The sequence below is a fragment of the Nocardia sp. NPDC002869 genome, from assembly GCF_046764065.1.
Lineage (GTDB): Bacteria > Actinomycetota > Actinomycetes > Mycobacteriales > Mycobacteriaceae > Nocardia > Nocardia rhamnosiphila.
The window spans coordinates 1-26,509 of record NZ_JBKOOL010000072.1 but is presented as its reverse complement, the minus strand read 5'-3'; the positions used below and the strand labels follow the sequence as shown (position 1 = coordinate 26,509).

Genomic DNA, 26,509 nt, shown 5'->3' with positions numbered 1-26,509 from the left:
CGGCGCGGATTCACAGCAGCTCGAGATCGGTCGTGTACTTGTCGATGGCGTGCCGGACCGGCCACGGCGGCGAGCGGTTCAGCCGATCCCGGCCGCCGGGTCGATCGCGAGCGCGAGTGTGTCCTCGACCATCGCGAGCGCCGCACCGAGCGGGCTCGGCCGGCCCCCGGAGACCGTGATGTCACCGGCGTCACCACACCGGAACTCGACCGCTTTCTCGGGCCCGTCCAGGACACCGAAGGGCGCCGCCGGCCGCGGGAACTACGGGTTCAGCAAGGGCCTGGCCCCGCTGGGTTCGGCGGCAGTGGGGGTCGGCAGCATCATCGGCGCCGGAGTGCTCATGCTCGGCGTGCTGCGCCTGCGCATGACCTCGGTCCTGGCGGGTACCACCGTCGCGGCCGTGGTCTTCCTGATCGTTTCCGGCTTCCTCGGCACGGACAAGGCACTGCTGCTCATCGTGTTCGGCGGGGTCGGCCTCGGCCTGCAGGCCGGCATGATCGGCCAGGCCGCGCTCGCGGTCTCGCTGTACCCCGACCGCACCGCCGCCGCGGGTGTCGGATGGGCATCGTCCACGGGACGGCTCGGTTCGGTGCTCGGACCGATCATCGGGGGCGCTCTCATCGCGCTCGGCGCGTCGACCGGCACGATCGTGCTTCTCGCCTGCGTTGCGGTGATCGCTGCTCTGGTCCTGGTCACCGCGCTGGGCCGGGTCACCGTCGCGCCCGCCGAGCGGACCCTCGCGGCGCATTGGCCGCGGTCCCCCGCCGGTGACCCGCCCGCCGGGACCTGCGCACCGGCCGCCCGCGCGGACCGACGTGCGCACCGCCGGCCGCTCCCGCAGACTCCGGGTCGGGCAGTGCACGATAGTGCGGACCCTGCCGACGAGGAGCGAACCCATGGTCAGCGAAACACGTACCGGTCCCCCCGCACCCACCGCCGGCCGCGGCCCGGTGCAGGCGGCGGTGATCGTGGGCGCGCTGGGCGTGGTCTTCGGCGATATCGGCACCAGCCCGATCTACACCATCCAGACCGTGTTCGATCCGCAGGATCCGCATCCGGTGCCGATCGGTACCGCCAATGTGTACGGAGTGGTGTCGCTGATCTTCTGGTCGGTGATGATCATCGTCACCTTCACCTACATCTCCCTGGTGATGCGCGCGGACAACGACGGCGAAGGCGGCATCATGGCGCTGATCACGCTGCTGCGCCGCCTCGACGCCACCCGTGGCCGCCGGACCGCCGGTTTCCTCGCGGGGGCCGGGATCTTCGGCGCCGCGCTCTTCTTCGGCGACGGCATGATCACCCCCGCCATCTCGGTGCTCTCCGCGGTCGAAGGGCTGCGGATCGTCGAACCGGACCTCAGAGATCTGATCATCCCGATCACGGTCGTGATCATTGTGGCCCTCTTCTCCGTCCAGCGGCGAGGTACCGCCACGGTGGGCCGGCTGTTCGGCCCCGTGATGATCGTGTGGTTCCTGACCATCGGCGCCCTGGGTATCGCCGGAATCGCCCGCCATCCCCAGATACTGAAGGCCCTCTCCCCGACCTACGCGCTGGGTTTCGCCACCGGGCATTTCCATATCGCGTTCTTCGCCCTGGCCGCCGTTGTACTGGCGGTCACCGGCGCCGAGGCGCTCTATGCCGGTATGGGCCATTTCGGCCGGAAGGCGATCACCCGGGGATGGCTGGGGCTGGCTCTGCCCGCCTGCACGCTGAGCTATTTCGGGCAGGGCGCGCTCGTCCTCGGTGACGAGGCCGCGGTGGACAGCCCTTTCTTCCTGCTCGCCCCCGGGTGGGCCCGGCTACCTCTGGTGCTGCTGGCCACCGCCGCGACGGTGATCGCCTCCCAGGCGGTGATCACCGGCGCGTTCTCGGTGGCCGCCCAAGCGGTGCGGCTCGGGTACCTGCCGCGCCTGCGGGTCGCGCACACCTCCGAATCCACCATCGGGCAGATCTACGTTCCGTGGATCAACTGGTTGCTCATGGTGTCGGTCCTGACGTTGGTCTTCGCCTTCCGGAGTTCCGCGGCACTGGCCTACGCCTTCGGCATGGCGGTGACCGCGACCATCACCATCACGACCCTGCTCTTCTTCTACGTGGCCCGCACCAAATGGCGTACCCCCCTGTGGCTCGTGCTACTCGGCGCGGTCCCCCTGCTCACCGTCGACGCGCTGTTCGTCGCGGCGAACCTGACCAAACTGGTCCACGGGGCGTGGCTGCCACTGTTGATCGGACTCACCGCGTTCACCGTGATGATCACCTGGGCGCGCGGCCGTGTCATCGTCACCGCCGCGCGGCGGCAGGCCGAGGGTCCGCTACCGCAATTCGTCGAACAATTGCGCAGCCGCCGACCGCCCCTGATCCGGATTCCCGGTACGGCGGTGTTCCTCAACCGCGGCAGCAGCACCACTCCGCTGGCGATGCGCGCCACCGTCGAACACAACCGGGTACTGCACGAACACGTCGTGATCCTGTCCCTGGACACCGTGCCCGTCCCGCGGGTGCCCGATGCCGACCGCCTCCGCGTCGACCCTTTGGGTTACACCGACGACGGAATCGTCCATGTCACCGTCCACCACGGCTATATGGAAACCCCGAAGGTGCCGCAGCTGCTGCGCCGGCTCGATCCCGCGCAGACCGAGGGCCCGATCTCGGTGGAGGGGGCGTCCTATTTCCTCTCGAAGATCGAACTCAAGCCGGGCCCGGCGCCCACTATGGCTCCCTGGCGCAAACGCCTGTTCATCGCCACCTCTTACCTCACCTCCGACGCCGCCGACTACTTCGGGCTGCCCCGCGACCGGACAGTGATCATGGGCTCGCAGGTCGAGGTCTGAGCGGCATCCGCGCACCCGGCGGCGCACTGCTCGCGGACTACGGCGTGCCGCGCCGAGGCCGGCACGCGGTAACTCCCGGCCGCTCCGTACCCTTGCCGCGTCATTCGGAAACCTCCCTGGTGAGCGGTGGCGGTGGCGGCACGTCGACGCCCAGGTCGAGCAGCGACGACCGGACCACGATGTCCCAGCTGGCGTGCTGGGGGGCGGCGAGACGGCAGCGTCGTTCCGCGTCGGCGACGACCCGCCGATGCGCTTCCAGTTCGGCGGTCATCGCGGCGAGTTGCCGTGACAGCGGCTCGACCATCTGAGCGGCGGCCTGGGTCAGTACCTGGACAGCGTCGGCCCGCCGTTTACGCCTACCCAGGAGGCCGGCCGCGCATACCCCGCCGACGCCGGTGAGCAGGCCGCCGAGGACAGATGCCACGTCGCTGATCATGCTGTCCTCCCAACTGCGGCAGGGTTGTCGCGTCCTTCCTCAGACGCGTTCGTCGGTGGCGGGATCGCGGAATCCGGGGATCTTCAGTGCCGCGCCGATGACGCCCAGCGCCTCGGCGGTGGTCCGGTCACCCAGGAAATCCCAGCCGGGAAAGTTCGCCCCGCGGGCGGTCCCGGCGCCGGAGAGCTGATCCAGCGTGAGGCCCACATGTTTGTCCAGGTAGTGCAGCAGGGTCCCCACGGTGACCTGCTCACCGTGATAGTTGGTGATCTTTTCTTCCAAAAACGCCATCTGCTCGCCCTTTCCGTCGAGGAGTGCCTGGACGTCCCGGCGGAAGGCGTTCATATCGATGCCCGCCGGGTCGATCTTTCCTTCACTGGAGTACTCGCGGTGCGCCACGCAATCGCCCGCGCCGCGGCCGATGCGCCGGAGCAGTGCCGCACAGCCGCGCTTGTAGGCGTCGAGCTGAGCCGGCGTCCAATCCCAGGGTGGTGTGCCACGCGAAACGGCTTCGATACCGATGGTGTGATAGTTGGCGTTGTCGGTGGGCCAGCCCGGCCAGCTCCCGCGCCCGGCATGCCAGCTGACCCCGACGGCGATCACCCGGTAGGTGCCGTCCTTCTCGAGCACCAACTGGGCCAGCGGGCCCGGCAGATCGGGGCGACCGTCCTGGACGATGCGCCAGTCGTTCGGGCCTCCGCCGCCGGTGTGGTGACACAGCACGCCGCGGATATCGAGGAAGTCGCCGTGGCCGCGTTCCCGCCAGCCGTCGTGTTCGATCACCGGTAGGCCGGCGCCGCGCAGCACATCGGCCAGCCATACCGGGTCTCCGCTCCAGGCCATCGGACTCTCCTGTCCTCGCGCCGATCGTCGTCGGCGCCCCGGGAGGCCGGCCGTGTTCACCGGTGCGGACGCGACCGGCGCTGCGGGGGCGTGAACTGCGGTGATAGTCAACCGCTCTGTTCACCGTAGGCCCTTTTCGGTCTCTTTTCAACCTTTTTCAGTCACTATTAGGCCTTCTTCGGACACCCTGTCGGCGCGGATTCTGCCGCGGACCCGAAACTCTCGGGCACTTGATTCAGACCCTGCCCGATCCCAGAATGGTCGACATGGATGCGACGCCCGCGGAGTCGGAGGCAGCGACCACCGAGGAGGCGCGACTGGACGCGGCGTTGGGCGCGGAGGTACGCGCGATGCGGGCGCGGCGCGGCTGGAGTCAAGAAGCGCTGGCCGAGAAGACCGGCTACAACAAGAAGACCATCATCCGGCTCGAGCGTGGCGAACGAGCGATGACCATGGCGCAGATGTACAAGATCTGCAAGGTATTCGGCATCCGGCCGAGCGACCTAGTCCTCGCCGCGGAGAAGGAAATCGGCATCCAGTAAAGGGGATGGATCGACCCCGCGCCGACGTGCCTCGACGACGAACGACGAAACGGTCGTCGTGGTGGGATCAGCGTTCAGATAGTCCGCCATAGCCACGGGGCGGTCCGGAGCTTCGTTGCCCATGAGCGTTTCCAGTTCTGACCGATCCACGCTCGCGAGGTGTTCCCGCTTCCCCCGGCGAGCCCGACAGTTCCCACTCGTTTCCTCTCCGGGGTCGGCACGGTGTGGCCGGGCGAATTCGTCGTATCGGGTCCGGCTGTGCTGCGGTACGGACCGCGGAGCCGCACCGGCGGGTACCCGGGCCCGGTCGCTTCCGTGACCGGCCCGATCGGGCGAACCCTGTACTCCCGGAACAAGCTCGACACCCACACCGACACCTTCCAGCTACCCGACCCCTGCGCCCAGGCTCGTAGCGGGAGCCTGACGCCGAGTGTAATTATTTTCGCGCGCTCCGCCTAGGCCCGGAAGGATCGATGAACCAAAGGGTTTGACGGCCAAGACGCGAAGGTAGGGACAGCGGAACTGAGACACAACGCTTTTCGCACTACGACAGCAGGGTAGCAGCGGGGTACGACATATTCGGGCCAAGATGTTCCCACCGGCTCCGGGGCCGGACCGCCGGGCGATCGAGAACTGCTGCGTGCCAGCGATCAACACAGGGCCCACCGGATTCGAGAACGTGGGGCACCGGTGCGGCCGACCGAACCGGACCCGCGGCGACCAGCAAACCTTTCGGCGCGCAGTCCACGCGGCCGATCCGGTCCGCGCACCACGCGGTACGGGTGGCGCGCACGGCGCTCGCAACTCGCCCCCGGGTACCGATTCGGCACGCTCGGTTTCGAACGGCTCGGTCCGGTAATCCGCCCCTCGATCACCACACCACCACGGTGGTGACCTATGCCGTGAAAGGAGCAAGATCATGGGTTTCCCGGAACAGCAGCAACAGGTGCCCGGCATCCAGTCCGCGATGACACCCGTCCCCGATTGTGGCGAGAAGACCTATCGCGGAAGCGGCAAGCTCACCGGTAAATCGGCGGTGATCACCGGCGCCGACAGCGGTATCGGCCGGGCGGTCGCCATCGCCTTCGCCCGGGAGGGGGCCGATGTACTGATCTCCTACCTCGACGAACACGACGATGCCGCAGAAGTGGGCGCACTGGTCGAGGAAGCGGGCCGCAAGGCGATCCTGGTCCCGGGCGATCTGTCCGACCCGGCCCACTGCCGGTCCGTGATCGAGCGCGCCGCCGGCGCCTTCGGCACGATCGACGTGCTCGTCAGCAATGCCGCCTACCAGATGACGCACGAGACGCTCGAGGAGATCAGCGACGAAGAGTTCGACTACACCTGGAAACTCAATATGGGCGCGTACTTCTACCTGGTGAAGGCCGCGCTACCGCATATGCGTCCGGGCGCCTCGATCATCGGCAGTTCGTCGGTGAACTCCGATTCCCCCTCCCCCACCCTGGCGCCCTACGCGGCCACCAAAGCCGGCATAGCCAATTTCTCCGCGAGTCTCGCGCAACTCCTGGGCGAGAGGGGAATCCGGGTGAACAGTGTCGCCCCCGGGCCGATCTGGACCCCGCTGATCCCCTCCACCATGCCCGACAAGAAGGTCACCGCGTTCGGCGACAGCACGCCGCTGGGGCGCGCCGGTCAACCCGCCGAGCTGGCCCCCGTCTATGTCCTGCTCGCCTCCGACGAGGGCAGCTATGTTTCGGGCGCGCGGGTCGCGGTGACCGGGGGGAATCCGATTCTCTGAGGCGCGCCGCCGGGGCGGTCCGGCACACCGCTGTCACGTGCGATCAGGTTCGCCTCGGCCGGTCACCGCGGGCGACCAGGCCACGGCGTTCCTGTTCGCGATATCCGTATGTCGCCTTGCGGACGGTGATGTCGTCCTCCCATCCGGATCCGACGGCGCCGGCCACGGTACCCAGCGCACTGGCCATCACCGCGATCATGAGGTAGTCGGCGAAACCGACGGGGCCACCGAGCACGCTCGCGAGATAGGACGGCGGGATCACCAGGCAGACGGCGCCCAGAGTCAGCAGGAGCAGCACAACGAAGAAGGCCCCGGCGCCGATACCCACTGTGACAGCGGTTCCGGCATTGCGCAGTGCGGTGTCGTGTCCGGGGGCGGGCTTCCCGGGGCCGCGCTGCTCCCAGAGTCCGTGCCCCACCACGATCCACACGGTCAACGCACTGACCGAAGCCAGTACCACCCCGGTGAGGCGCAGGGTGCCCATCGCGTTCGCCAGCTGCCAGATACTGGAGTACAGCACTCCGAACGCCGTACCGGCCAGCGCACTACCCAGCGCCGTGGACAGGCCCACGAACAGTCGCCAGGGCCTGTTCGCCCGCACCATGCCCGCGAGCAACGCGGGATAGCCCGCCGCCGGGCCCCGGACCACCCGCACCCCATTGTCTTCCGCGTCGATCCGGACCCGGCTGCGCCGGACGTGGGCCGTTGCCTCGGCCACCACCCGCCCGGCCGCCCTCCGGTCCGGGGCCGACAGGGCAGCGACGATCACCGCGGCCAGCTTCTGCAGCCGCTGCCGTATACCGAGGCCGCCGAGCGCGGGCAGCGAAACGAGCGCCACCCGGTGGCGCAGATCCAAGCTCATCAGCAGGATCTCGCCGTCGCTGCGTATCGGCACGTCGGTCAGGCACAGCGCCAGATCCCATGCGGTATCGCGGACGTGCCGTCCGGCTTTGTCGATCAGATATTCCAGATCGGGGTACATGGCCTCGAACGGATCGTCGAGGACCTCGAGCTGCCATCGCGACGGGTCACCGCGACGGGCCAGCTCCGCGGGCAGGTTCTGCACCAGTTCCCGGGCCAGCCGCACCGGCAGATCGGGATCGGCCACTACACCGACCACAGTGGGCGAAGGGTGGCCGTTTCGCTCACCGGCGTCCCGCGCGGGGCTCCCGGCCGGCTCGGGTACTGCTCGTTCTCGTCCATCCACTCGCTGTCCTGCTCCTACTCGATGATGCCGGGCTGCCGATCGGACAGGTGGCGCCCCGCATCGTCACTGCGCCGGGGCAGCGCGACGCCGAGCAGCACCATGCCCACGCCGAGACCGAAGTGCAGCCAGTTGTCGGCGGTGTCCAGTGGCACGAAATTGGCGGCGCTGTGCTGATCGACGATCAGCCCGTACAGCCAGAGCAGCAGATAGATCGCGCCGCCCACCAGGAGGTACGCCCGGGCCGCACGAGCTCGCGCGCCCGCGATCAGGCCGGCGACACCGAATGCCAGATGCACGAGGTTGTGCAGCACCGACACGTTGAAGAGACCGAGCAACTGAGCCTGGGAATGGTGCCCCGCCCACGCGAGATCTCCGTAGTCCGTGGTGATCCCGGGTATGAAGCCGAGCACTCCGACCAGCAAGAAGACCGCGCCGACCACCGTAGCGGCCAACTGTACCGGCGAGCGGGCGGTCGGGTCGGTGGTGAGGTTTCGGTTCGGCACTGGCAGTCGTCCTTTCCTCCTGGCCGCCGGAGCGGGCAGGTCCCGCTCCGGCCTGCCCGCCGGGTGCCCCGCACTTCGCCCGGCAAACCCCCGTGCCGGACGAACACCGCGCCCCGCCGGGATCAATGTTTCGTGCTGCCGATCCCGGGTACGGCGCCCGCATTCGCTGGGCGGAAAGCCGCGCCCCGGTGACCGAGGTGGTTCGGAAGATCGGAGGAGCAATGGCGGCCGAACCGAGTGTGGAGATACCGGTACCTGTACAGGACGCGTTCGCGGTTCTCGCCGACGGCTGGCTGTACGGGCTGTGGGTGGTCGGTGCTTCGCATATCCGCAAGGTCGACCCCGGGTGGCCACAGTTGGGCACCCGGATCCATCACAGCGTGGGCGGTTGGCCACTGGCCCGGCAGGACACCACGAAAGTTCGCTCGGTCGACGCACCACACCGGCTCGAGCTCGAGGCCCGGCTGTGGCCGGCGGGTGCGGCCCACATCCGGCTCGATCTCACCGAACTCGGGCCCGACCGTACCGAAGTAACGATGACCGAACGCGTCGTCCGCGGCCCCGGGAAATTCCTCCCGGGGTCGGTACAGGATCTGGCGCTGGTACCGCGCAACCGGGAATCACTCCAGCGGTTCGCCGCCCTCGCCGTCGGGCGCTCCTCCCATTCCCCGGGCTGACCCGCCGGTCCGCGGCCCGGCTCCGGCGGCCGCCGCCAGGGCCCTGGTGGGCGGACGCTGGCTCTGATGGGTCGGTCTCCCCAACCGGAAAGCAGGGCGCTCCGGCGCGAGGGGCGCACTGGAACCGGACCGTCCGGCCCGCATCGCCGCCGCGAGTTCGGCGCAGGCGGCGACCGCGTCGTATCGCGGCGTCCAGCCGAGTTCGCGGGCGGCCCGGCCCGCGTCCACCAGGCAGGCGCGGTCGGCCAGCCGGAGCCAGGCCGGATGCAGTGGCTGCAGACCCAACCGCCAACTCACCCCGGCTCCCACCGTCAGCACGCGGTGCGGCACGGGTAGCCCGAAGCCCCCGAATACCGCGGCCAGGTCGGTGGCGGTGAGCACGGGGTCGGCGGCGAGGTTGAACGCGCCGGTGGCGCGTTGTTCGACGATCGAGCCGACGGCCGCAGCCACGTCCGCGGCATGCACCAGTTGCAGGCGCAGCCTGTACCACAGCGGAACGGGCACCCCGGGGCGGCCGATCACCATGCGCGGCAGCCACCGGCCGAACAGCCACTCACCCATTTCCGCGGCCGCGTCACCCTGTACGACAGCACACGGCCGGATCCGTGCCACCCGGATCGTGGGCTGCCGATGCTCGAACGTGTCGAGTCGCGCCTCGAGCTCGGCTTTACCCCTGCTGTAGGCGCTCGCGGACAGTCCACCGCACGGCCACTGCTCGTCGACACGACTCCACCGCGCGGCGGGAGTGTAGGCCGCCACCGAGGACGCGCACACCACATGCCGCACCCCCGCCTCGGTGACCGCACGCAGAACATTGGCGGTGCCGGCGGCATTGGTCCTGGTCAACGGCGGATCGGTCCGCTGCGGATGAACCGCCCAGGCCAGATGGACCACCACGTCGGCCCCGGCGAAAACCTTCGGCAGGAGGGTCGCCGCCGCCGGATCGCCGATATCGCATTCGACCCACCGTGCCCGGTCGTACGGCTCCCGTCCCCGCGGCGGGCGGCGGCGGGCGATCCCGATCAGTTCCGGTCCGCGCCGGAACGAGCGCAGCAGTGCCGTCCCCACATTGCCGCTGGCCCCGGTGACCACGACCTTCATCGAACTCACGCCCGCCGGTGGAAATCGGCGTTCACGGCCGGAAGACCGCCCGTATGCAGCCCTCCTGTTTGGTTTTGAACAGCTCGTAGCCGCGCACCGCGTCCTCCAGCGGCAGATCGTGGGTGATCAGATGAGAGGGGTCGAGATCGCCCTGCTGGATGTAGTCGAACATCCGCGGCATGTACCGCTGCCCGTGCTGCTGCGCGGTCCGGATGGTGAGGCTTTTGTTCGTCACCACCCCCATCGGGAATTTGTCGGTGAGGCCGTAGATACCGAGCACCGAGACGACGCCGCCTTTGCGGCAGGCCAGCAGCGCCTGGCGCAGCGAGGTCGCCCGGTCGGTTTCCAGGCGTAGCAATTGTTTGGCCCGGTCGTAGAGCTGCTGCAAACCTGTTCCGTGCCCCTCCATACCTACCGCGTCGATACACGCGTCGGGGCCTCTGCCACCGGTCATCTCGAGTAAGGCCTCCTGGACACTGTCCACCGCGGTGTAGTCGATCGTCTCCGCGTCATATCGGTCCCGGGCGAGGGCCAGGCGTTCCGGGATCCGGTCGATCACCACAGCCCGCTCGGCGCCGAGCAGCCGGGCGGAGTGGGCCGCCATCAGGCCGACCCCGCCACCGCCCCACACCGCGACGGTGTCACCGGGGGCGATATCGCAGAAGTCGGCGCCCATGAGGCCCGTGGGGACCGCGTCGGAGCAGAACAGCGCCTGTTCGTCGGTGATACCCTCCGGCACGGTGAAGCAGTTGACATCGCCGAAGGGGACGCGGATGTAGTTCGCGTGCGAACCCTGGTACCCGCCGAACGGATGGGTGTACCCGTAGATACCGCCGGTCGGATGACCGAAGACCGGTTGCTGCAGGGCGGCATTGGGGTTGGTGGTGTCACACACCGAGTACAGGTCGTGTTCGCAATACCAGCACGTTCCGCATCCGATGAACGACGGCACCACCACCCGGTCCCCTACCTTCGTCGCGGTGACCTCCGCGCCGGTCTCGACCACCTCCCCCATGAACTCGTGGCCGAACACGTCACCCGCCCGCATACCGGGTAGGTAACCGTCGATGAAATGCAGGTCAGAGCCGCAGGTCGTCGTCAGCGTCACCCGCACGATCACATCGTGGGGATTGACCAGACCCGGGTCGGGCACGGTTTCGACCGCGAGATCGTTGACCCCGTTCCAGCACAGTGCACGCATCATGCCTCCTGTCCGGCCGCCCGGCCGCTGGGGTTCCGGGCGAGGGTGGGTACTTCTCCCGTCTGCATCAGCGCACGCGCGCGATAGAGGACCGCGAAGATCGCCGCGCCGGTGAGCTGCCGCGGCAGCGGTGCCGTCGCCGATATGCGCACTTCGGTGCCCCGGTCCCGGGGCGCGTCGGTGAATTCCAGCTCGATCCGCGCACGCTCGGGATCCACCGCGTCGACGAACTGTAGTCCGTTCCGCTCCGTCAGCAGTACGCTCTCCCAGCTGATCGCGTCCGCACCGTCAGGCGCCGCGGTCCATTCGTAGCGGTCGGGGGCTGTCGAGCGCACGTCGGCGAACCCGTCGAACACGCGGGACAGGTTGTCCGGGTCACGCCAGAATTCTTCCACTGCCGCGCGCGGCCGCTCGATCGTCAGGACCCGCCTGCCGGTTCCGCCGGACACCGAACCCACGGCTCGGCCGACGAGGGTGACCACTTCCTCTTTCGCCTTCTGTAGGTAATCCACGCGCTCTCCCTTCCGAGAAGTCGGCCCGGCAGCCCGAACGCGATACCCCGAGTGCTCCGGCACAAACCCGCGGACGCGCGCCCGAATTTCTTCTTTTCGACCGCGGGAACCGGGGTAGGCCGAAGCCACAGCGAAAGGAGTGGTCTTGACCGAAGCGAAACGCACCGACAAGAACGAGAACGATGAGCCCGAAGGCGGCCGGCCGGGCCCGGTCGACCGAGGTCGCGACGGCGGGATGGCCACGCGCGAGATCGCGCCGGAGGTGACCGTCGCCGACGAGACGCAGGAGCCGCCGGACTGAGTTCGACGGCATTCGGTGTTCGACCAAGCCGACCCCGAAGCCGTTCACACCCAATACGATCGGATGCTCGACGCACTGTGAGGGGGCACTCGTTACTCCGCGGCAGCGGATCGGCGGAAATATCCGCGGGCAGAGCCGGATATCCACAACAGCGTGAGCAACGCGGCGGAGACCGTCCACCCGAAGATCAGCGCCGCGTGTACGCCAGCTTCTGGAAAAAGTACCCACACGACGAAACGTCCGGCGAACTGGCAGCCCAGCAACACCGTCACAGTGACACGCGCCCAGTTGCGGCCGTGCAGGATCGGCAGCAGGAGCGCGGCATAGAGCGGAGCGCCGATCAGGTGGTAGACCGTGCCGATATTCCATCCCGCCGGTGGGACGAGCAGGACGAGCACGTGATCGACGGCGTGCACGCCGATACCCGCGGCGGCGAGTCGCACAGTGAGCGGTGTGGGCATGGGTGAACCTCCGGGCGTGTAGGCGAATGCACGCGAAGGCTAGATCGCGGACGGGTCTGCGGTATTGGACGAACGGGACATCGCTTCGCTGCGCAATCGGAGCGGCGAGGTCCCGGCGAAGCGCTGGAAATCGCGGATCAAGTGGGACTGATCGAAATACCCGGCTGCCGAGGCGATGCGGCACAGGTCCGGTGCGGGAGTTTCGGTCACGGCGGCGAGGGCGGCGGAGAAGCGTTGCAGCGAAGCGTAGGTCTTCGGCGGCAGCCCGATTCCGTCGGCGAAACGCCGATCCAGATGCCTTCGGCTCCAGCCACATTCGTCCGCGAGCGCGGCGATCGGAATCCTCCCCCGCGTGGCACGCAGCCGGGCGACCGCCCCGGCGAGCACCGGATCGGCCACATCCTCAGCAGGCGCACCGCGTTGCCGCAGATAATCCGCGACCAGGCCGAAACGCTCCGGCCAGCTCGCGGTCTCGGCGAGCCGCCCCGCCAGTCGCGGCGCCGAGGCACCGAAGAACTCGCCGAGGTCCACCGCACTGTTGCGCAGTTCGCTCAGCGGCACCCCGAGCAACCGGCGTGCGGCCGACGGCGCCAGCTGGACCTGCACGCTGCACATCCGGCCGTGATGCGCCGCCACCCCGCCGCGGTCGTGCATACCGACCACCAGCGCACAGGGGTCACGCCGCCGGCCGGCGAACGTGCCGTCCAGCGCGAACACGATCTTCACCGTGCCACCCGGTATCTTGCGCCGCCCCACCGGCTGCGGCTGGTCGATATCGAAACCGAACCAGCGGATCATGCCGAGACCGCCCGCGCCGGCGCGTGGTCCGGGTACGACGTGGCGGGCATCCACCTGGTACACACCGCGCAGGTCCAACAGTCGTTTCTCGCTCACCATCCGACTGTAGAGCCGCGGTTGTCGGCTCGCTCGGGCACTTACAGGCGCGGTCATGAATAGCTGGGTACTTCCCGCCTTCCAGGGGTTGGGACCCGCGCTTTCCTGCCGTTGCTGGTGCCGGGCGGCGAGCGAGGTGATCGTCGCCCTCGGGACCGACGAACCGGGCCCGTCGTCACCGCAGCCCAGCCCGCGCACGCGGCCCGCGCGGTCCGGGTGGTGGTGCGGACGACGATCCGGGAGGACGACCGATGCCACCGTAACGTGCCGTAACCGGCCCCGGCCCGACCGCGGCCGGAACGATGTGTCGCCTCGCCGGCCCGGCACCGGGACTGTGCCGCACACGGTGATCAGCTGCCACCCATCCAACTCCCGATCAAAGATCTACGGTGCGTGTCACCACGATCCGCTCGCCGTCCTCTCGGATCGAGGGGACGAGATCGTCCGGGCGGGGCCGGAAACCCGGGGCCGCGGCCAGGCCGTGGGTTTCGTCGGCGGCGGTCACCCGGACGCGGTCGGCGCCGGGGGTGCGCACGGTGATGTCGACTCCGTCCGCCGGCAGGTCGCGGAACCGTATCTCGCCCGGCCAGGTATCGGCCCGCTCCCCCGTGACGGCCAGTTCGACCGGCGACGCGCCCGCGACGGCCGCGACGACCCGGTCGATCCGGTGATCGACGCGCAGCACCAGTCCGGACGCCGCGCGCCGGGACGCCACATGCACGGTGACGGTGTCGCCGTCGCGATGGAGAACCTCGACCATCGGGCCGTCGAGCGCCATCGGCTCGGCCGGGCCGGTCCACACCGTGCCCGACGCGTATCCCGGTGAGAGCCGCGCAATATCGGTGCTGTCCACGAAGGTACGCGTCCAGCCGGCCGGTTCGGTATCCGCGCTCACCCAGCTCGCCGCACCGGTATCCGAGTTCAGGACATAGGCCAGGTGCGCGCGGGCGGGATGCCGGGCGTCGAAGGTGTCGACCACGGTTCCCGCGCCGATCAGGAGTACCGACACCACCGCTGCCGTCACCGGCACCGCGACAGTGGCTCGGCGGCGGGCGGCGGGGCCGGGGAGCGGCAACTCGATCAGCGGGAGCACCATCACCACGAACATCGCCGCACCGGCCGCGGCGGCCCCGCCGGATGTCAGGCCGACTCCGTCGATCAGGTCCCCGCTCAGCGGCCCGAGCAGCGCGGCGGCCACCGACGCCCCCAACGTGAACACCGTCACCGGCCACAGGCTCCAGCGCACCGGCAGCAGCGCCGCCAGCGTGCCCAGCGCCACGAACAGCGCCGGCAGAGCGAACAGGAACGCGGCCCCGGGCGCCACCACCGCACACACCACACCGAGTCCGGCCGGCCAGGACAGGGCACCGATCGCCGCAGCGGCCGGCCCCAACCGGCGCCGCGCCGGTAGATACCAGCCGAGTACCGACGTCACGGCCAGCGCCATCAGCGCCCAGTGATAGACCTGGGGACGATGCAGCAACCCGCCCATCTGCTGGTACGCGGGGCGCAGCCACTCCAGCACCGACCACATCCCCTGCCCGAGCAGCGCCGCCGCGCCCAGGGGCACTGCCACCGACGCCGCGGCGAGCAGCAGCTGCCCCCGTCCCGCCGAGCCGCGGCGGCGCGCGAGCACCACCACCGCGCCGACCGCCACCACGGCGAGCAGCGCGATCGGCAGGACCAGCGCGTTCGAATAGGTGATCATGGTGCCCGCGAGACGGAAGTAGGTGGCGTCGTGGTCGGATCGCAACTCGGCCAGATCGGCCGCACCCAGCGCGCGGGCGAGGTGGAGCATGTTCTCGCCGTGGTGCTGCAGGCTGCCCCGATCGAGGTTGCCGATGGTGTCACCGGCGGTGTGATAGTAGGACGAGTTCTCGATATAGGCGAAGTTGAGACCGATGAAGCCGGCCTCGGACAGAGCCGTGAAATCGGTGGAGTTCGGCATCGTCCGATACACCTCGACCAGCGACGAATCACCTCGTGGGTGCGGCACGGCGGTGGCGAACAGTGATACCAGCGCGGCATTGTCCACCGAGGTCTCGAACATCAGTGACGGCCCAGCGACACCACGGGCCTCCCAGTTGAGTACCACACCGCCTGCCCGGGCGAGCGGATGCTCCCGGGCGAACGCCTCGGCGCCGAGCAGACCGTCCTCTTCACCGTCGGTGAACAGCAGCACGAGATCGTTGCGCTGATCGCCCTGCCGGGCGACCAGCCGGCCCACCTCCAACATCGCCGCGACCGCGGCGGCGTCGTCCGAGGCACCCGGACCCGTCGCGGCCGAATCATAATGTGCGGCCAGGAGAACCGTCCCGGTGGAAGCACGGCCGGGCAGGGTGGCGATCACATTGTCCACCCGGCCGAATATCGCGAGCCCTTTCGACGCCCGCGCTCCGACACCGCGCTGGGTCTGCACCGAGAAGCCCGCCGACTCCAACTGCCCGGTGAGATACTCCCGGGCCCGGTCGCTCGCCGGACTGCCCAGCGGCCGCGGTTCGGTCGCGAAGCGCTGCAGGTGGGCCAGGGCCCGTTCGGCGCTGAACCGGTCGGTCGCCGTCGCCGCGACCGGCCGGGGGCCGCGTCCGTCGGCGACCACGGTGGCCGCCACCGCGGCCGTCAACACGAGCAGGGCCACCAGCCCCGCGGCCACCCGGTGTGGAGATTCGATCAGTCTCGCGCGCACGAGGTGACAGTATGTCGGTACCCCCGACGTGCGGTCGCACCGCACGGTCGACCGTTCGCCGGCCCCGCGCCCGGAAAGGGCCGCGGCGCGTCCCCGAGGATCGATGCCGGCTCAGGCCGTGGACTCCTCGGACTCGACCTGAGCCATTTTCAGGAGTGCCCGGTGCAGCTCCCTGGCCGGCTCACCCGCCCGCTTACCGTGTAACTCGGCTTCTACGAAGCCCTCGACCAGCGCGCGCCCGGGATCCAGCAGCCCCGCACCGATATCCGGCCCGCCGCTGAGGGAACCGGCCAGCAGAATCCGCCAGGCTTCCTGCCGGGCCCGGTAATCCCCTGCCTCGTCGAGCGCGGCCGCGAATGCGCGGACCACCGCGGTGTACGCCGGCCGGCCGGTGGCGCCGGACCGGCGGAAACGCCTTCTGGCCGGTCCCGAGCCGACGGCACCCGGGCCCGCCAGCTCCGCGCGTTCCAGGGTGATCCACACCGGAGGCGGCTCGGCCGAACCCGACTCCGCCGCTTTCTTGCGCTCCCGGCGGATCGTATCGTCACGTTGTTCGGTGACCTCGATGCCGTACAGCTCGACGGTGTACTTCCCGAGCAGGTCGTTCAGCGCCGCGGCGATCTGATGCACCACCTCGGTTTCCAGCCCGGCCGTCTCGAAGCCACGGATCCGCAGGCCGTGCCTGCGGGCCATATCCTTCGCGAGCCGGACCGCGTCGGCGGGGTTGCCACCCGTTCCCGGCACCACGGTCAGCGCCTCGGGGGGCGAGAACGGCTCCGGCTCCTCCTCCGGCGCGAGCGTATCCGGCGGGGAGGGGTCATCCACCAAATGCAACGGCGGAGCTGTCTCCAGCTCGGCCGGCAGGTTCGCGCGAACCGGTCCGACAGGTGACTCCGGGCCTACCGCCCCGGCCGGCGGCTCCGCGGGCGCCAGCCCAGCCGGTGACTCCGCGGGCACCGGCTCGACCGGTGACTCCGCAGGAACCGCCTCGACCAGCGGCTCCACGGGCACCAGCCCGACCACCGGCTCCGCAGGAACCGGCTCGACCACCGGCTCCACGGGCACCGGCCCGATCGACAGCTCCGCAGGAACCGGCTCGACCACCGGTACCGCGGCCGCCGGCTCGATCAGCGGCTCGGCGGGCACCGGCTCGGCCACCGGTACCGCGGCCGCCGGCTCGATCAGCGGCTCGGCGGGCACCGGCTCGACCAGCGGCTCCCGGCGCCTCGGTTCCTCCGTGCGCACCGGTTCGGCCGGTCCCTCCGATTGCCTCGGCCCGGACGGTGGCTCCGTCCCCATCGCTTCCGCCGGCACCTCCCCGCGTACTGGCTCGTCCGGTACGTCCGAGCGAACCGGCTCCCCGCGCACCGGTTCGGCCGGTACCTCTCTGCGCACCGGTTCGTCCGAACGCAGCACCGGCCGAGCCCGGGCCGGTACCGTGATCCGGGCCAGTTGCAGCGACAACTCGGGGGGCAACTCGATCGTGCGTGGCACGGGGCGGGGCTCCGGGGCCGGGGGCCGGGCCGTTTCGCTGTGCGCGGCCATCCGCGGCCGTCCGGCCGACCCGGCTGCGAACTGGGCTCGGTTCGTGGGCGCCGACACCTCGGCCCGGCCTGGGGACAGGACCGGCTCGGCGTGCGGAGCCACCGGCCCCCGTACCGAGTCCGACGAGGAACAGGCCGCGGGCCCGGACGGCTCGACACGCTCGCGGAGCGCTCGCGCATCGGCGCGCGCCGCGGCCACGCCGCTGTCCGCAGCAGCGGCACCGGTGTCGAGCAGCGCCTCCGGCGGGCCCGGCGGCGCAGATTCGGCTTCTCGCCCACCGGATACGGTCGGCGGCGTACCGCCCGGAGGCTGCATCTCGTGCGCGGGCCCCACGATGTCGGCGGCAGGCACCGGACCTGTCGAGGAATCGACCGGGTGCGGCGCTTGCCGTGGTCCCGGTTCGGCCACGACAGGGGACGACGGCGAAGCGGATCGCGCCGCCCCGCCCGCCGCCGGAAATACGGCCGTCGAGGATGCGGCCGGTATCGGCCCGGCCACCGGCGACGGCCGTGCGGCGGCCGGGATTTCGGTACGGGTCGTTGGTTTCGCGGGTGATGCCGGGAAGCACGTGGCGGCAGCCGTACCGGAAGGGGCGGGCCGAACCACCGCGGAGGTGGCTGCCCGTTTACGAGCCCACGGGGTCGAGGCGGGTGCGCGGACGGCAGCGGTCGCGGCGCCGGAGCCGAGCCGATTCCTCACCGGTACAGCGTGTTCGGGCGATACCGTGACCGCTGCGGAGGCAACGACCGCCTGGCCCGGCGCCGAGATCGCCTCGGCGGAAGCTATGGCGGCCTTCAGTTCTCCGGTGACGCGGGAGGCCTCGGTGATCAGCGTCTCGAGCGTCGTCACCAGGGCCCGCAGCCCGTCCGTGTCCACCTTCGGAGTCTCGTTCAACGATGTCCCCGTTTGCCGTCACCACAGCCGGGCCGGACTGTGGGTCAGTTCGGCCGGCATCCACGGTATGACGCACACAGACATGCAACCAGTGTGAAACGTCGTGGTCTGCCGTGCGATGACGACGACTCACCCGGGATGGGAAGAGTTCGGAGTTCCGACCTGTCCCGAAACCGCTGGGCAACGGGAGCGACGCCCGGCAGCGGGCTCGTCGAGCCGATTACCGCGGGGACGATCGGTCGCCGGCGCGCGACCGGCGGGTCGTCCTGTTCGATCACGTGGGCTCGGGCCGGTCGGATCTGTCGGCCTGGGACCCACAGCGGTACTCGACCATGGCCGGTTACGCCGAGGACATCCGGCAGGTGTGCCGGGCGATCGATCGGGGGCCGGTGGTGCTGGTCGGCCACTCGGTGGCGGCCATGATGGGCGTGCTGGCCGCCGCGGCGGAGCCGGAGTTGTTCCGGGGCCTGGTGCTGCTGGCCCCGAGTCCCTGCTTCATCGACGATCCCGCGAGCGGGTACCGGGGCGGCTTCAGCGCCGACGATATCGACGAGTTGCTCGAATCGCTGGATGCCAACTACCTGGGCTGGTCGGGAGCCATGGCGCCGGTGATCATGGGCAATCCGGAACGTCCGGAGCTGGCGCAGGAACCGGAGACGACGTTCTGCCGCACCGATCCGGAGATCGCGCGGGTGACGTTCCTGTCCGACAACCGCGACGATCTCGCGGCCGTGCGGATACCGACGCTGGTGGCGCAGTGCTCGAACGACGCGATCGCCCCGCCCGAGGTCGGCGGATTCGTTCATTCCCGGATCCCCGGCAGCCGGTTGGTGACCCTCACCGCGACCGGCCACTGTCCACAACTGGCGGCTCCCGAGGAGACCGCTGCCGTGATCACCGGCTTCGTGCGCGACCTATCATGATGATGTGCCGCGCGGGCGGCCCGGGATCGGAACGCGCCGGGTTCGAGCCGGACGACCCGGACCAACGTGCGGAGTTCACCGCCCTGTTGGAGGACGACGTCGAAGACCTGTACGAGAACGCCCCTGCGGCTATCTGTCCACCTTGCTCGGCGGGCGGATCGCCAAGATCAACGCGACGCTGCTGGGCTGGCTCGGTTACCGGCGCGAAGACCTGGTGGGGCGACGTCACTTCAACGATCTGCTGACCGTCGGGGGCCGTCTCTACCACGAAACCCATTTCGCGCCGCTGCTGCGGATGCAGGGCCATCTCAGCGGTATCGCACTCGAACTCCAGGCGGCCGACGGCTCGCGGTTACCCGTCCTGGTGACCTCCACGGTGAAGACCGGAGCCGACGGGGAGCCGCTGCTGATCCGGACCACGGTGTTCGACGCCCGCGAGCGCCGCGCCTACGAAACCGAACTGCTGCGCGCACGCCGCGAGGCCGACCGCGACCGCGAACGCCTGCAACGGTTGAACGCGACCCTGCAGCGCACCATGCTGCCCGCGGCACTCGAGCCGGTTCCGGGGGCCGATGTCGCCGCGCCCGACGAGGTCGGCGGCGACTTCTACGACCTGTTCCCCATCTCCCCGGGGACCTGGGGTTTCTTTCTCGGTGACGTCTGCGGCAAAGGCGCCGTCGCCGCCACGATCACCTCGCTCGCCCGGTACACGCTGCGGGCCGCCGCGGTCTACGACGCGGATCCGGCCGCGGTCCTGCGGCATCTGAACACCACCATGGTGCGCGACCACCGCCGCGGCCATCCCCGCTTCTGCACCGTCATCTACGGCCGGCTCACCCTGACCGACGAGGCCGGCGGCCCCCGCGCCACCGTCACCCTCGCCTCCGGCGGGCATCCCCCGGCCCTGTTGCTGCGCGCCGACGGTACGGCCGATTACCTGCACACCCCCGGCGGGCAACTGGTCGGGGTGTTCCCGGACGCGGCGGTCTCCACCGTGACCTTCACCCTGGAGGCCGGCGCCACGTTGCTGCTCTACACCGACGGACTCACCGAGGCCTGGACCGCCGAGGGCTTCTACGGGGAGTCGGCGTTGCCCGACTTCGCCCGCGATCTCGCTCCCGCATCCGCCACCGGCACCGTCTCCGCGGCCAGCGCGCTGCTCGATTCGTTCGGCGCCGGTGTCACCGACGACACCGCGCTCCTGACCCTGCACCTGCCGGGGCCGGAACATCTGCGCGACCGGCTCGAGTGAACGTGCGGACGCACCGCGACATCGTGCTCGTCCGGCGAGTCGGCGATATCGGCGGGCAACTCGACCGCGCGCCAGGGCCGCAGATCCACGTGGACCAGCAGGACCTCCAGTGTGTTGGCGATCCGGCCGCGGCCGATGTCGACGCGGAAGGTCATCATGTGCACGGCCTTCGCGCCACGGTCGAGGATCCGGCCGGCGACCGGATGCGTATTTCGTCACCGGAACCGAGGTGCGCGTCGACGGAGGCTCGCACATGTGAGTCACCCAGGCGGTCGCGTTTGCGCAGCGCACAGCGCGGGTAGCCGAGAGAACCGGAGGTGTTGCCGGGAATGGATCGGCGTTATCGCGGGGTGAGCGTTCGACTGCTGCGGCGCGGCGAGGTGCGAATCCTGGTGCGCACACTGCGGGCGGCGTGGTCGGATGAGCTGTCCGACTGGGCGGCGGCCCTCACGTATTACAGCATGCTGTCGCTGTTTCCGGCCCTGCTGCTCACCGTCGCCGTGCTCGGCCTGGCCGGCCCCGAGCCGACCGGTGCGCTCGCGGGCGCGGCGAGCCACGTCGGCCCGCAGGGCAGCCGGACCCTGCTCGCCGATTCGGTGCGCCACCTCGAACAGGTCCGGGCCTGGTCGGCGCCGATCGCGATCGTGGGGCTGGTGTCGGGGCTGTGGACGGCGTCGAGCTATATCGGCGCGTTCATCCGGGCCGCCAACGCCCTGTACTCCGTGGCGGAGAGCCGGTCCCGGGCCAGGACGGTACTCCTGCAACTATCGCTCAGCGTGGTCCTGATCGCGATGATCGTGTTTACCGGCCTGGGTTTCGTGATCACCAACGGCATGGCGGGACGGTTCGGCGGTGATCTCGCCGACCTGCCTTTCGTACACGGAATCTGGGCGATCCTCCGGTGGGTCGTGCTCGCCCTGGTGGTGAGTTTCGCGCTGTCACTGCTGTATTGGGTGGCGCCCAATGTGACCGGGCAACCGTTCCGCTGGCTCACCGCGGGGAGCGCGCTGGCGGTCGCGGTATGGCTGGCCGGGTCCGCCGGACTGTCGTTCTATGCCGCCCATTTCGACTCTTTCGACAAGGTCTACGGTTCGCTGGCGGCGGCGGTCGTCTTCCTCGTCTGGCTGTGGGTCACCAATTTCGCGGTACTGCTCGGGGCAGTGGTCGACGCGCAACGGGCCCGCCGTCCCACGCCGCCCGACACGGAGCGCCTCGGCGACGACCGCGGGCACCCGCCTGTCCCGGCCGTCACCGAAGCGGATCCCGGGGCGGTCGCCCGGTGAAGTCGCGCATCGTGGCCGGAACCGCTACCGGTGTCCGGCCACAACCGTCCGCGCCGCCGGGCGGCGGTGCGTGTCAGACCTTCCGGCCCACGGCACCGTAGAGCGACACCTTCTTGTCATGGCTCTGTGGATGCTCGATACCCGAGTTACGCCACCGATGGATCACCTCGACACCCGGATCCACCAGTTCCAGCTGGTCGAAGAACCGGGCCACCTCCGCCCGGGTACGCGGCCGCACCGGAATCCCGCGATCCGCGTAGACCTGCAACAGCCGGGCCATACCGTCGGGGTCGTCGGGGCCCTCGTCGAACTCCGTCGTGACATGTGACATCGCCAGATACGAACCCGGCGCCAGCGGCGCCATGAGGGTGTTCACGATCTCGTAGACATCACCGGGGACGAAATGCAGCACGGCCATGAGCGAGACCGCCACCGGCTGCGACAGATCCAGCGTCGCGCGCAGTTCCGGCGCGGCGAGGATGGCCTCCGGATCCCCCGCGTCGGCCTGGATGTAGGCGGTGCGGCCCGTTTCGGAGCTCACCAGCAGCGCCCGCGCGTGCGCGAGAACGATCGGGTCGTTGTCGACGTAGACCACCCGCGAATCCGGCGCCAGGCCCTGGGCGACCTGGTGCAGGTTGGGTTCGGTCGGGATACCGGTGCCGATATCGAGGAATTGGCGGATTCCCTGCTCGCTGAGATAGCGGGTGGCGTGCCGCATGAATTCGCGATTGGTGCGCGCGGTCAGCCGGACCGCCGGAAAACTGCGCAGTGCCTGTTCGGCCGCGGCCCGGTCGGCATCGTAGGAATCCTTGCCGCCCAGAAAGTAGTCGTACATGCGCGCGGGATGCGCGACATCGGTACGCAGGTCGATAGAGCCGTCGGACACGGCGGATGCTCCTCGTGACGTGGTGAGATCGGTATCCCGCAGGTATACCCCATCCGGTCAAGTCGCCCAACGTATTCCGGCATACCGATTCGGTGCCGCAACGGAGGTGGGCGGGGCCACCGACGACTCCCGCGCGAGGCGACCGGACCTGCCGTATTTGACCCTGACACTGTGACAAGGTCTTGACTGAGCGCAGGAGGTGGTCCCCATCGACCCGACTTTCGATTCACCCGATACGCGCCTGCTCGAGGCGTTGTGCGCCCCGAACTCCTCGACCCGGCTCCAGGCGGCGCTGGCCGCCGGCACCAACCCCGGCCCCGGCCTGGTCGGCGCGCTCGTCGCTCGGTGCGCTGTCGAACCCGACTTCTACGTCCGCGACATGCTCACCTGGGCACTGACCCGCCATCCGGCCGAGATCACCGTACCGGTACTGCGCGCGGAACTGCGTTCCGCGGACGCGCAGGCCCGCAGTCAGGCGCTGCACACCCTGTCCAAGATCGGTGACGGATCCGTCTGGCCGGCGATCACCCGAACGCTGCTGCACGACGCCGACGACGAGGTCGCCCGCAGCGCCTGGCGCGCGGCCGTGGTCCTCGTCCCGGCCGATGGGCATGCGGCGCTGGCCGCGGAACTGGCAACACAACTCGGGCGCGGCGACCGGACGGTCCAGCTGAGTCTCAGCCGGGCACTGGTGGCCCTCGGCGACCACGCCGAGCCGGCCGTGCGGGCGAAGCTGGCCGGCCCGGATCCGGTGGTGCGCGCGCATGCCCGCGCCACCGAACGGCTGCTGCGCGATCCGGACGCCGGTTTCGATCCGGATGTCGCCGAGGCGAAACGGGTCGTCGCGCTCGGTCCGGAACGCACCGGGCCGGCCGCGTGCTGATCGGTGAGGTGGCACGCCGTTCGAGGGTGAGTGCCCGGATGCTGCGCCACTACGACTCCCTCGGACTGGTGCGGCCGACCGGCCGCACCGTCGGCGGTTACCGCGAATACGCCCCCGCGGACATCCGGCGGATTTTCCACGTGGAAAGCCTGCGCTCGCTGGGGCTCTCGTTGCGGGAGGTCGGGCGGGCCCTGCAGGATCCCGCCTTCACCCCCGCGGAACTGGTCGGCGCGCTCATCCGGCGGACCGAGGCGCGGGTGCGGCGGGAGCAGGAACTCCTCGACCGGCTCCGGACCGTCGATGCCTCGACACCGGCGGGCTGGCCGGATGTCCTGCGCATTGTCGAACTCCTGCACGGGCTCGAGTCGCCCAGTGCCGCACGCCGGCAGCAAACCGTCCTGGCGTCGGCCGAGGAGGTGCCGGTATCCACCGAACTGCTGGCCGGGGCGGTCCTCACCGAATCCGATCCCAATGTCGCCGGTGCCCTGCGCTGGGCGCTCGCCCGCGCGGGTGGGGACGGCCTGGCCGGCGTCGTGGCCGGTCTGCGCGCCGCGGATCCCACGATCCGGCGGCGCGCGGTACTCGCGATCGCCGAGATACCCGGCGACGACGCGAGCGCGGCCCTCACCAGCGCACTCACCGATCCGGATGCGGCGGTGCGGCGGCCCGCCGCCTTGGCCGCCGGGGCGCGTGGCGAGCCCGCGGCCGTCCCGGTACTCGTCGAGATGGTGGTGGAGGGCATCAACGATGTGGATGCCGCCGAGGTCCTGGGGTCGCTGGCGTTGGACACCGCGCTCGCCGATCGGATCATGGACGCCATGAACGGGGAACTCGCCGCGCACACCACCGAGCCGGCGGTACGGATACGCCTCACCCAGGCCCTCGCCGAGATGCCGGCACACCTGGCGCTGGGCGTTCTGCGGGAGTTGGCCGGCGATCCCGATCATGCCGTGGCACTCGTCGCGGCGGCTCTCGCCGGTGTCCTCGAGGAGCGCCCTACCGACTGACTTCCTTCGGCGCGCGGTGCCCCGGCCGCGTTCGCTCAGGCTGCGCGGCCGGCCGTCACCTCGATGCTCATTCCGGCCGCACGGAGCCGCTCGGTGAGCGCATCCCCCATCGCCGTGGCAGGCGTGAGCACTCCGGCAAGCTCGGGTGAGCGCGCCTTGTCGAAGGCCAGGCACAGGCCGCTCTCGGCAAGCATCACCGCGGTCGCTGATACCCGGGATCTCCCTGCCCGGCGAAGGTGGCCAGATACGTCGCGCCTGTGGAAGTGCGGGTGTAGGTCGCCGTGCGGAACCATCCGGCGGCGCGGGCCGCCTCGTCCGGTCCGGTGCCCGGTGCGGGCAGTACCCGGTCGAGCAGCCGGCGCCCGAACCGCGAACGGGAAGGCCGTCCGGCCGGCGAGCGCGCTCAGCGCATCGGGGTCACCCGCGTCGGCCGCGACGAGTTCCCATTCCGCCGCGGCCGGGCCCAATCCGGTGCGCAGGGCGCTCAATTTCGCCGCGGAACGCCCGGCGAGCGCGATCCGCGCGCCTCTTGGCGCCGCCTCGGCCAGATACCGCGCTGTCGTTTGTCCGACGAAACCTGTCGCGCCGAACAGTACGAGATCGAACTCGCGATTCTCGGGCATGATGACCTGCTTTCGATAGCGACCGGGAGGACGCCCGGTAGCGGCCGCGCGAACGCGGGGTCATGGAGTGGTGAGGGCGGCGAGCGGCCGCATATGGGTGGCTCGGAAACCGGTCGAGGCGGTGGCGGCGAGCGCGAGAGAGAAGCTGCCCGCGATGATCGCCGGGAACATCCACCACGGGCCGCCCGATCGGATGAGGGCCAGCTCCGGGGCGCGCTGCTGGATCACCAGAGCGACCGTGGAGGCGATCCCGAAGGCCACGACCACGCCAGTCCAGCCGCCCATGATCGCTGCCAGATGCCGACCTGCCAGATCTGCGGCCGCTCGACGGTGTCGACAAGTTGATCACCGGCAGGTGAGGATCCGGGCCCGAAACGGACGCCGACCTGCGCAGGTTTCCCTCCGGCCCGGCCGGGCAACCGGAGGCCATGACTACCGAGAACCGCACACCGGACGATCCGTCGGCCGCCGGTAGCGCGCCGCGGCAACCACACACCCAGGTCACGCCCGATGACCTGCGCCGATTACTCGACACGGAGAACGCGCAGGCCACGCTGGCCCTGGCCGGCGGCACAGTCCGGATAGAGACGGATCCCGACGTCGCCGCCCAGGGGCTTCCTGTCATCACCCGGGCCGCACTCGTCGACCGCATCGGCGCGGACCCCGACGACAACGCCCTGACCGTGCAGGCCGCCGAACTCGAGACCGAGATCCGGCTGCTCGGCGCCTGAACATCGCCCCGCGGCCCGCTGCGTGCGCCGAGGGCGTTCCTTCCGCTGCCGGAGGCGGCCGTGCGCCGCGGCACCCGCCACTACTTCCCGAGACGCTTGGTGGTGCGCCGGAACGCCCAGAGCCGGATTGAACCTGCGGATGCGGGGTACGCGCTGCTTGTCCACCCGAACAATCGACATCGGAGGTAGATATCGTGGCCGAGAATCGAACTGGCCCCCGGGAAGGACTGGAAGGCGCCGTCGAGGGCGTCAAGGGCAAGGCCAAGGAGGTCGCGGGCACCGTGACCGGGCACAACGACCTGCGGGACGAAGGCATCGCCCAGCAGGACAAGGCCGAATCGCAACGCGAGGTCGCGCAGAAGGAAGCGGAGGCCGAGAAGGCCCGCTCCGAGGCCGACCTGGAAGAGACGCGCCAGCGTTCGCATCAGGGCCGGAACGACCCGTAGAAGGCCGATACCCGTTCCGCATCTCCCCGCGGGGCGCGGGCGGGGATACCGGCAGACGGCGGCCGCCCGGTGACATACC

The 26,509-nt window shown here is 70.1% G+C and carries 25 protein-coding genes and 2 pseudogenes; 13 read left to right on the top strand and 14 right to left on the bottom strand.

Going from position 1 to position 26,509, the window contains the following annotated elements; genetic code table 11:
- Window positions 1-259: 259 nt before the first annotated feature.
- Window positions 260-736, top strand: a pseudogene (locus tag ACLML9_RS15470) (MFS transporter); the annotation flags it as partial.
- A gap of 160 nt (window positions 737-896) precedes the next feature.
- Window positions 897-2,834 (top strand): potassium transporter Kup, encoded by a 1,938-nt coding sequence (locus ACLML9_RS15465; protein ID WP_411946180.1) that lies wholly within the window; start codon window positions 897-899, stop codon window positions 2,832-2,834.
- Window positions 2,835-2,934: 100 nt separating this feature from the next.
- On the opposite strand, the gene ACLML9_RS15460 is transcribed toward ACLML9_RS15465, so the two are convergent.
- The gene (locus ACLML9_RS15460) at window positions 2,935-3,258 is read right to left on the bottom strand and encodes a hypothetical protein (protein WP_411946179.1); all 324 of its coding nucleotides are present in this window, start codon (window positions 3,256-3,258) and stop codon (window positions 2,935-2,937) included.
- Window positions 3,259-3,309: 51 nt separating this feature from the next.
- A complete protein-coding gene (locus ACLML9_RS15455; protein ID WP_411946178.1) occupies window positions 3,310-4,113 on the bottom strand; it encodes an N-acetylmuramoyl-L-alanine amidase in 804 nt (267 codons plus the stop codon).
- 266 nt (window positions 4,114-4,379) lie between these two features.
- Between ACLML9_RS15455 and ACLML9_RS15450 the strand changes: the two genes are divergently transcribed.
- Both ACLML9_RS15450 and ACLML9_RS15445 read left to right on the top strand, forming a co-directional pair.
- Window positions 4,380-4,655 (top strand): helix-turn-helix transcriptional regulator, encoded by a 276-nt coding sequence (locus tag ACLML9_RS15450; protein WP_030520303.1) that lies wholly within the window; start codon window positions 4,380-4,382, stop codon window positions 4,653-4,655.
- A 919-nt stretch (window positions 4,656-5,574) separates the two neighbouring features.
- On the top strand, window positions 5,575-6,414 hold the full coding sequence (locus tag ACLML9_RS15445) for an SDR family oxidoreductase (RefSeq protein ID WP_411946177.1): 840 nt from the start codon (window positions 5,575-5,577) through the stop codon (window positions 6,412-6,414).
- A 43-nt stretch (window positions 6,415-6,457) separates the two neighbouring features.
- On the opposite strand, the gene ACLML9_RS15440 is transcribed toward ACLML9_RS15445, so the two are convergent.
- Together ACLML9_RS15440 and ACLML9_RS15435 are read right to left on the bottom strand one after the other, a co-directional pair.
- A complete protein-coding gene (locus ACLML9_RS15440) occupies window positions 6,458-7,522 on the bottom strand; it encodes a hypothetical protein (protein ID WP_411946176.1) in 1,065 nt (354 codons plus the stop codon).
- A 113-nt stretch (window positions 7,523-7,635) separates the two neighbouring features.
- Entirely contained in the window at window positions 7,636-8,124 is a 489-nt protein-coding gene (locus ACLML9_RS15435; protein ID WP_411946175.1) for a DUF4383 domain-containing protein, read from the bottom strand.
- Window positions 8,125-8,345: 221 nt separating this feature from the next.
- Between ACLML9_RS15435 and ACLML9_RS15430 the strand changes: the two genes are divergently transcribed.
- The gene (locus tag ACLML9_RS15430) at window positions 8,346-8,801 is read left to right on the top strand and encodes an SRPBCC family protein (RefSeq protein ID WP_411946174.1); all 456 of its coding nucleotides are present in this window, start codon (window positions 8,346-8,348) and stop codon (window positions 8,799-8,801) included.
- Here the strand turns inward: ACLML9_RS15430 and ACLML9_RS15425 are convergent.
- From ACLML9_RS15425 to ACLML9_RS15415, 3 genes are read right to left on the bottom strand one after another with little or no spacing between them, the layout of a single operon-like run.
- On the bottom strand, window positions 8,745-9,902 hold the full coding sequence (locus ACLML9_RS15425) for an NAD-dependent epimerase/dehydratase family protein (protein ID WP_411946181.1): 1,158 nt from the start codon (window positions 9,900-9,902) through the stop codon (window positions 8,745-8,747). The two genes, ACLML9_RS15430 and ACLML9_RS15425, sit on opposite strands and share 57 nt — an antisense overlap.
- A gap of 31 nt (window positions 9,903-9,933) precedes the next feature.
- The gene (locus ACLML9_RS15420) at window positions 9,934-11,103 is read right to left on the bottom strand and encodes a zinc-dependent alcohol dehydrogenase (protein WP_030520310.1); all 1,170 of its coding nucleotides are present in this window, start codon (window positions 11,101-11,103) and stop codon (window positions 9,934-9,936) included.
- Window positions 11,103-11,615, bottom strand: a complete 513-nt coding sequence (locus ACLML9_RS15415) for a hypothetical protein (protein ID WP_411946173.1) — start codon at window positions 11,613-11,615, stop codon at window positions 11,103-11,105. Before ACLML9_RS15415 ends, ACLML9_RS15420 begins: the two co-directional genes overlap by 1 nt.
- 145 nt (window positions 11,616-11,760) lie before the next feature.
- On the opposite strand from ACLML9_RS15415, the gene ACLML9_RS15410 reads away from it, so the two are divergent.
- Window positions 11,761-11,916: a hypothetical protein gene (locus ACLML9_RS15410; protein ID WP_411946172.1), complete on the top strand. Its 156-nt coding sequence runs from the start codon at window positions 11,761-11,763 to the stop codon at window positions 11,914-11,916.
- Window positions 11,917-12,008: 92 nt separating this feature from the next.
- Here ACLML9_RS15410 and ACLML9_RS15405 read toward each other — a convergent pair whose 3' ends face one another.
- The 4 genes from ACLML9_RS15405 to ACLML9_RS15390 form a co-directional block, all read right to left on the bottom strand.
- Window positions 12,009-12,377 carry a hypothetical protein gene (locus ACLML9_RS15405; protein ID WP_411946171.1) on the bottom strand — a complete coding sequence of 123 codons (369 nt, stop codon included), beginning with the start codon at window positions 12,375-12,377 and terminating at the stop codon, window positions 12,009-12,011.
- Window positions 12,378-12,416: 39 nt separating this feature from the next.
- The gene (locus ACLML9_RS15400) at window positions 12,417-13,271 is read right to left on the bottom strand and encodes a helix-turn-helix domain-containing protein (RefSeq protein ID WP_411946170.1); all 855 of its coding nucleotides are present in this window, start codon (window positions 13,269-13,271) and stop codon (window positions 12,417-12,419) included.
- 376 nt (window positions 13,272-13,647) lie between these two features.
- Window positions 13,648-15,957, bottom strand: coding sequence for a M20/M25/M40 family metallo-hydrolase (locus tag ACLML9_RS15395; RefSeq protein WP_411946169.1), 2,310 nt, complete (start codon window positions 15,955-15,957; stop codon window positions 13,648-13,650).
- A 111-nt stretch (window positions 15,958-16,068) separates the two neighbouring features.
- Complete coding sequence (locus ACLML9_RS15390) at window positions 16,069-17,451, bottom strand: hypothetical protein (RefSeq protein WP_411946168.1); 1,383 nt, start codon at window positions 17,449-17,451, stop codon at window positions 16,069-16,071.
- Between the two features lie 1,193 nt (window positions 17,452-18,644).
- Here ACLML9_RS15390 and ACLML9_RS15385 point away from each other — a divergent pair.
- The 3 genes and pseudogenes from ACLML9_RS15385 to ACLML9_RS15375 all read left to right on the top strand — a co-directional run.
- Window positions 18,645-19,319, top strand: a pseudogene (locus ACLML9_RS15385) (alpha/beta fold hydrolase); the annotation flags it as partial.
- A gap of 142 nt (window positions 19,320-19,461) precedes the next feature.
- On the top strand, window positions 19,462-20,571 hold the full coding sequence (locus ACLML9_RS15380; RefSeq protein ID WP_411946167.1) for a PP2C family protein-serine/threonine phosphatase: 1,110 nt from the start codon (window positions 19,462-19,464) through the stop codon (window positions 20,569-20,571).
- 350 nt (window positions 20,572-20,921) lie between these two features.
- Window positions 20,922-21,854, top strand: a complete 933-nt coding sequence (locus ACLML9_RS15375; RefSeq protein WP_411946166.1) for a YihY/virulence factor BrkB family protein — start codon at window positions 20,922-20,924, stop codon at window positions 21,852-21,854.
- 73 nt (window positions 21,855-21,927) lie between these two features.
- Here ACLML9_RS15375 and ACLML9_RS15370 read toward each other — a convergent pair whose 3' ends face one another.
- A complete protein-coding gene (locus ACLML9_RS15370) occupies window positions 21,928-22,740 on the bottom strand; it encodes an SAM-dependent methyltransferase (protein WP_411946165.1) in 813 nt (270 codons plus the stop codon).
- A gap of 199 nt (window positions 22,741-22,939) precedes the next feature.
- Here ACLML9_RS15370 and ACLML9_RS15365 point away from each other — a divergent pair, with 199 nt between their 5' ends.
- Both ACLML9_RS15365 and ACLML9_RS15360 read left to right on the top strand, forming a co-directional pair.
- Window positions 22,940-23,623, top strand: coding sequence for a HEAT repeat domain-containing protein (locus ACLML9_RS15365; protein ID WP_411946164.1), 684 nt, complete (start codon window positions 22,940-22,942; stop codon window positions 23,621-23,623).
- An 8-nt stretch (window positions 23,624-23,631) separates the two neighbouring features.
- A complete protein-coding gene (locus ACLML9_RS15360) occupies window positions 23,632-24,630 on the top strand; it encodes a HEAT repeat domain-containing protein (RefSeq protein ID WP_411946163.1) in 999 nt (332 codons plus the stop codon).
- Between the two features lie 35 nt (window positions 24,631-24,665).
- Here the strand turns inward: ACLML9_RS15360 and ACLML9_RS15355 are convergent, their stop codons facing one another.
- Both ACLML9_RS15355 and ACLML9_RS15350 read right to left on the bottom strand, forming a co-directional pair.
- Window positions 24,666-25,253: a hypothetical protein gene (locus ACLML9_RS15355; RefSeq protein ID WP_411946162.1), complete on the bottom strand. Its 588-nt coding sequence runs from the start codon at window positions 25,251-25,253 to the stop codon at window positions 24,666-24,668.
- A 60-nt stretch (window positions 25,254-25,313) separates the two neighbouring features.
- Complete coding sequence (locus tag ACLML9_RS15350) at window positions 25,314-25,538, bottom strand: hypothetical protein (protein ID WP_411946161.1); 225 nt, start codon at window positions 25,536-25,538, stop codon at window positions 25,314-25,316.
- Window positions 25,539-25,681: 143 nt separating this feature from the next.
- Between ACLML9_RS15350 and ACLML9_RS15345 the strand changes: the two genes are divergently transcribed.
- A complete protein-coding gene (locus ACLML9_RS15345) occupies window positions 25,682-25,984 on the top strand; it encodes a hypothetical protein (protein WP_411946160.1) in 303 nt (100 codons plus the stop codon).
- Window positions 25,985-26,178: 194 nt separating this feature from the next.
- Entirely contained in the window at window positions 26,179-26,430 is a 252-nt protein-coding gene (locus ACLML9_RS15340) for a CsbD family protein (RefSeq protein ID WP_411946159.1), read from the top strand.
- Window positions 26,431-26,509: the final 79 nt, after the last annotated feature.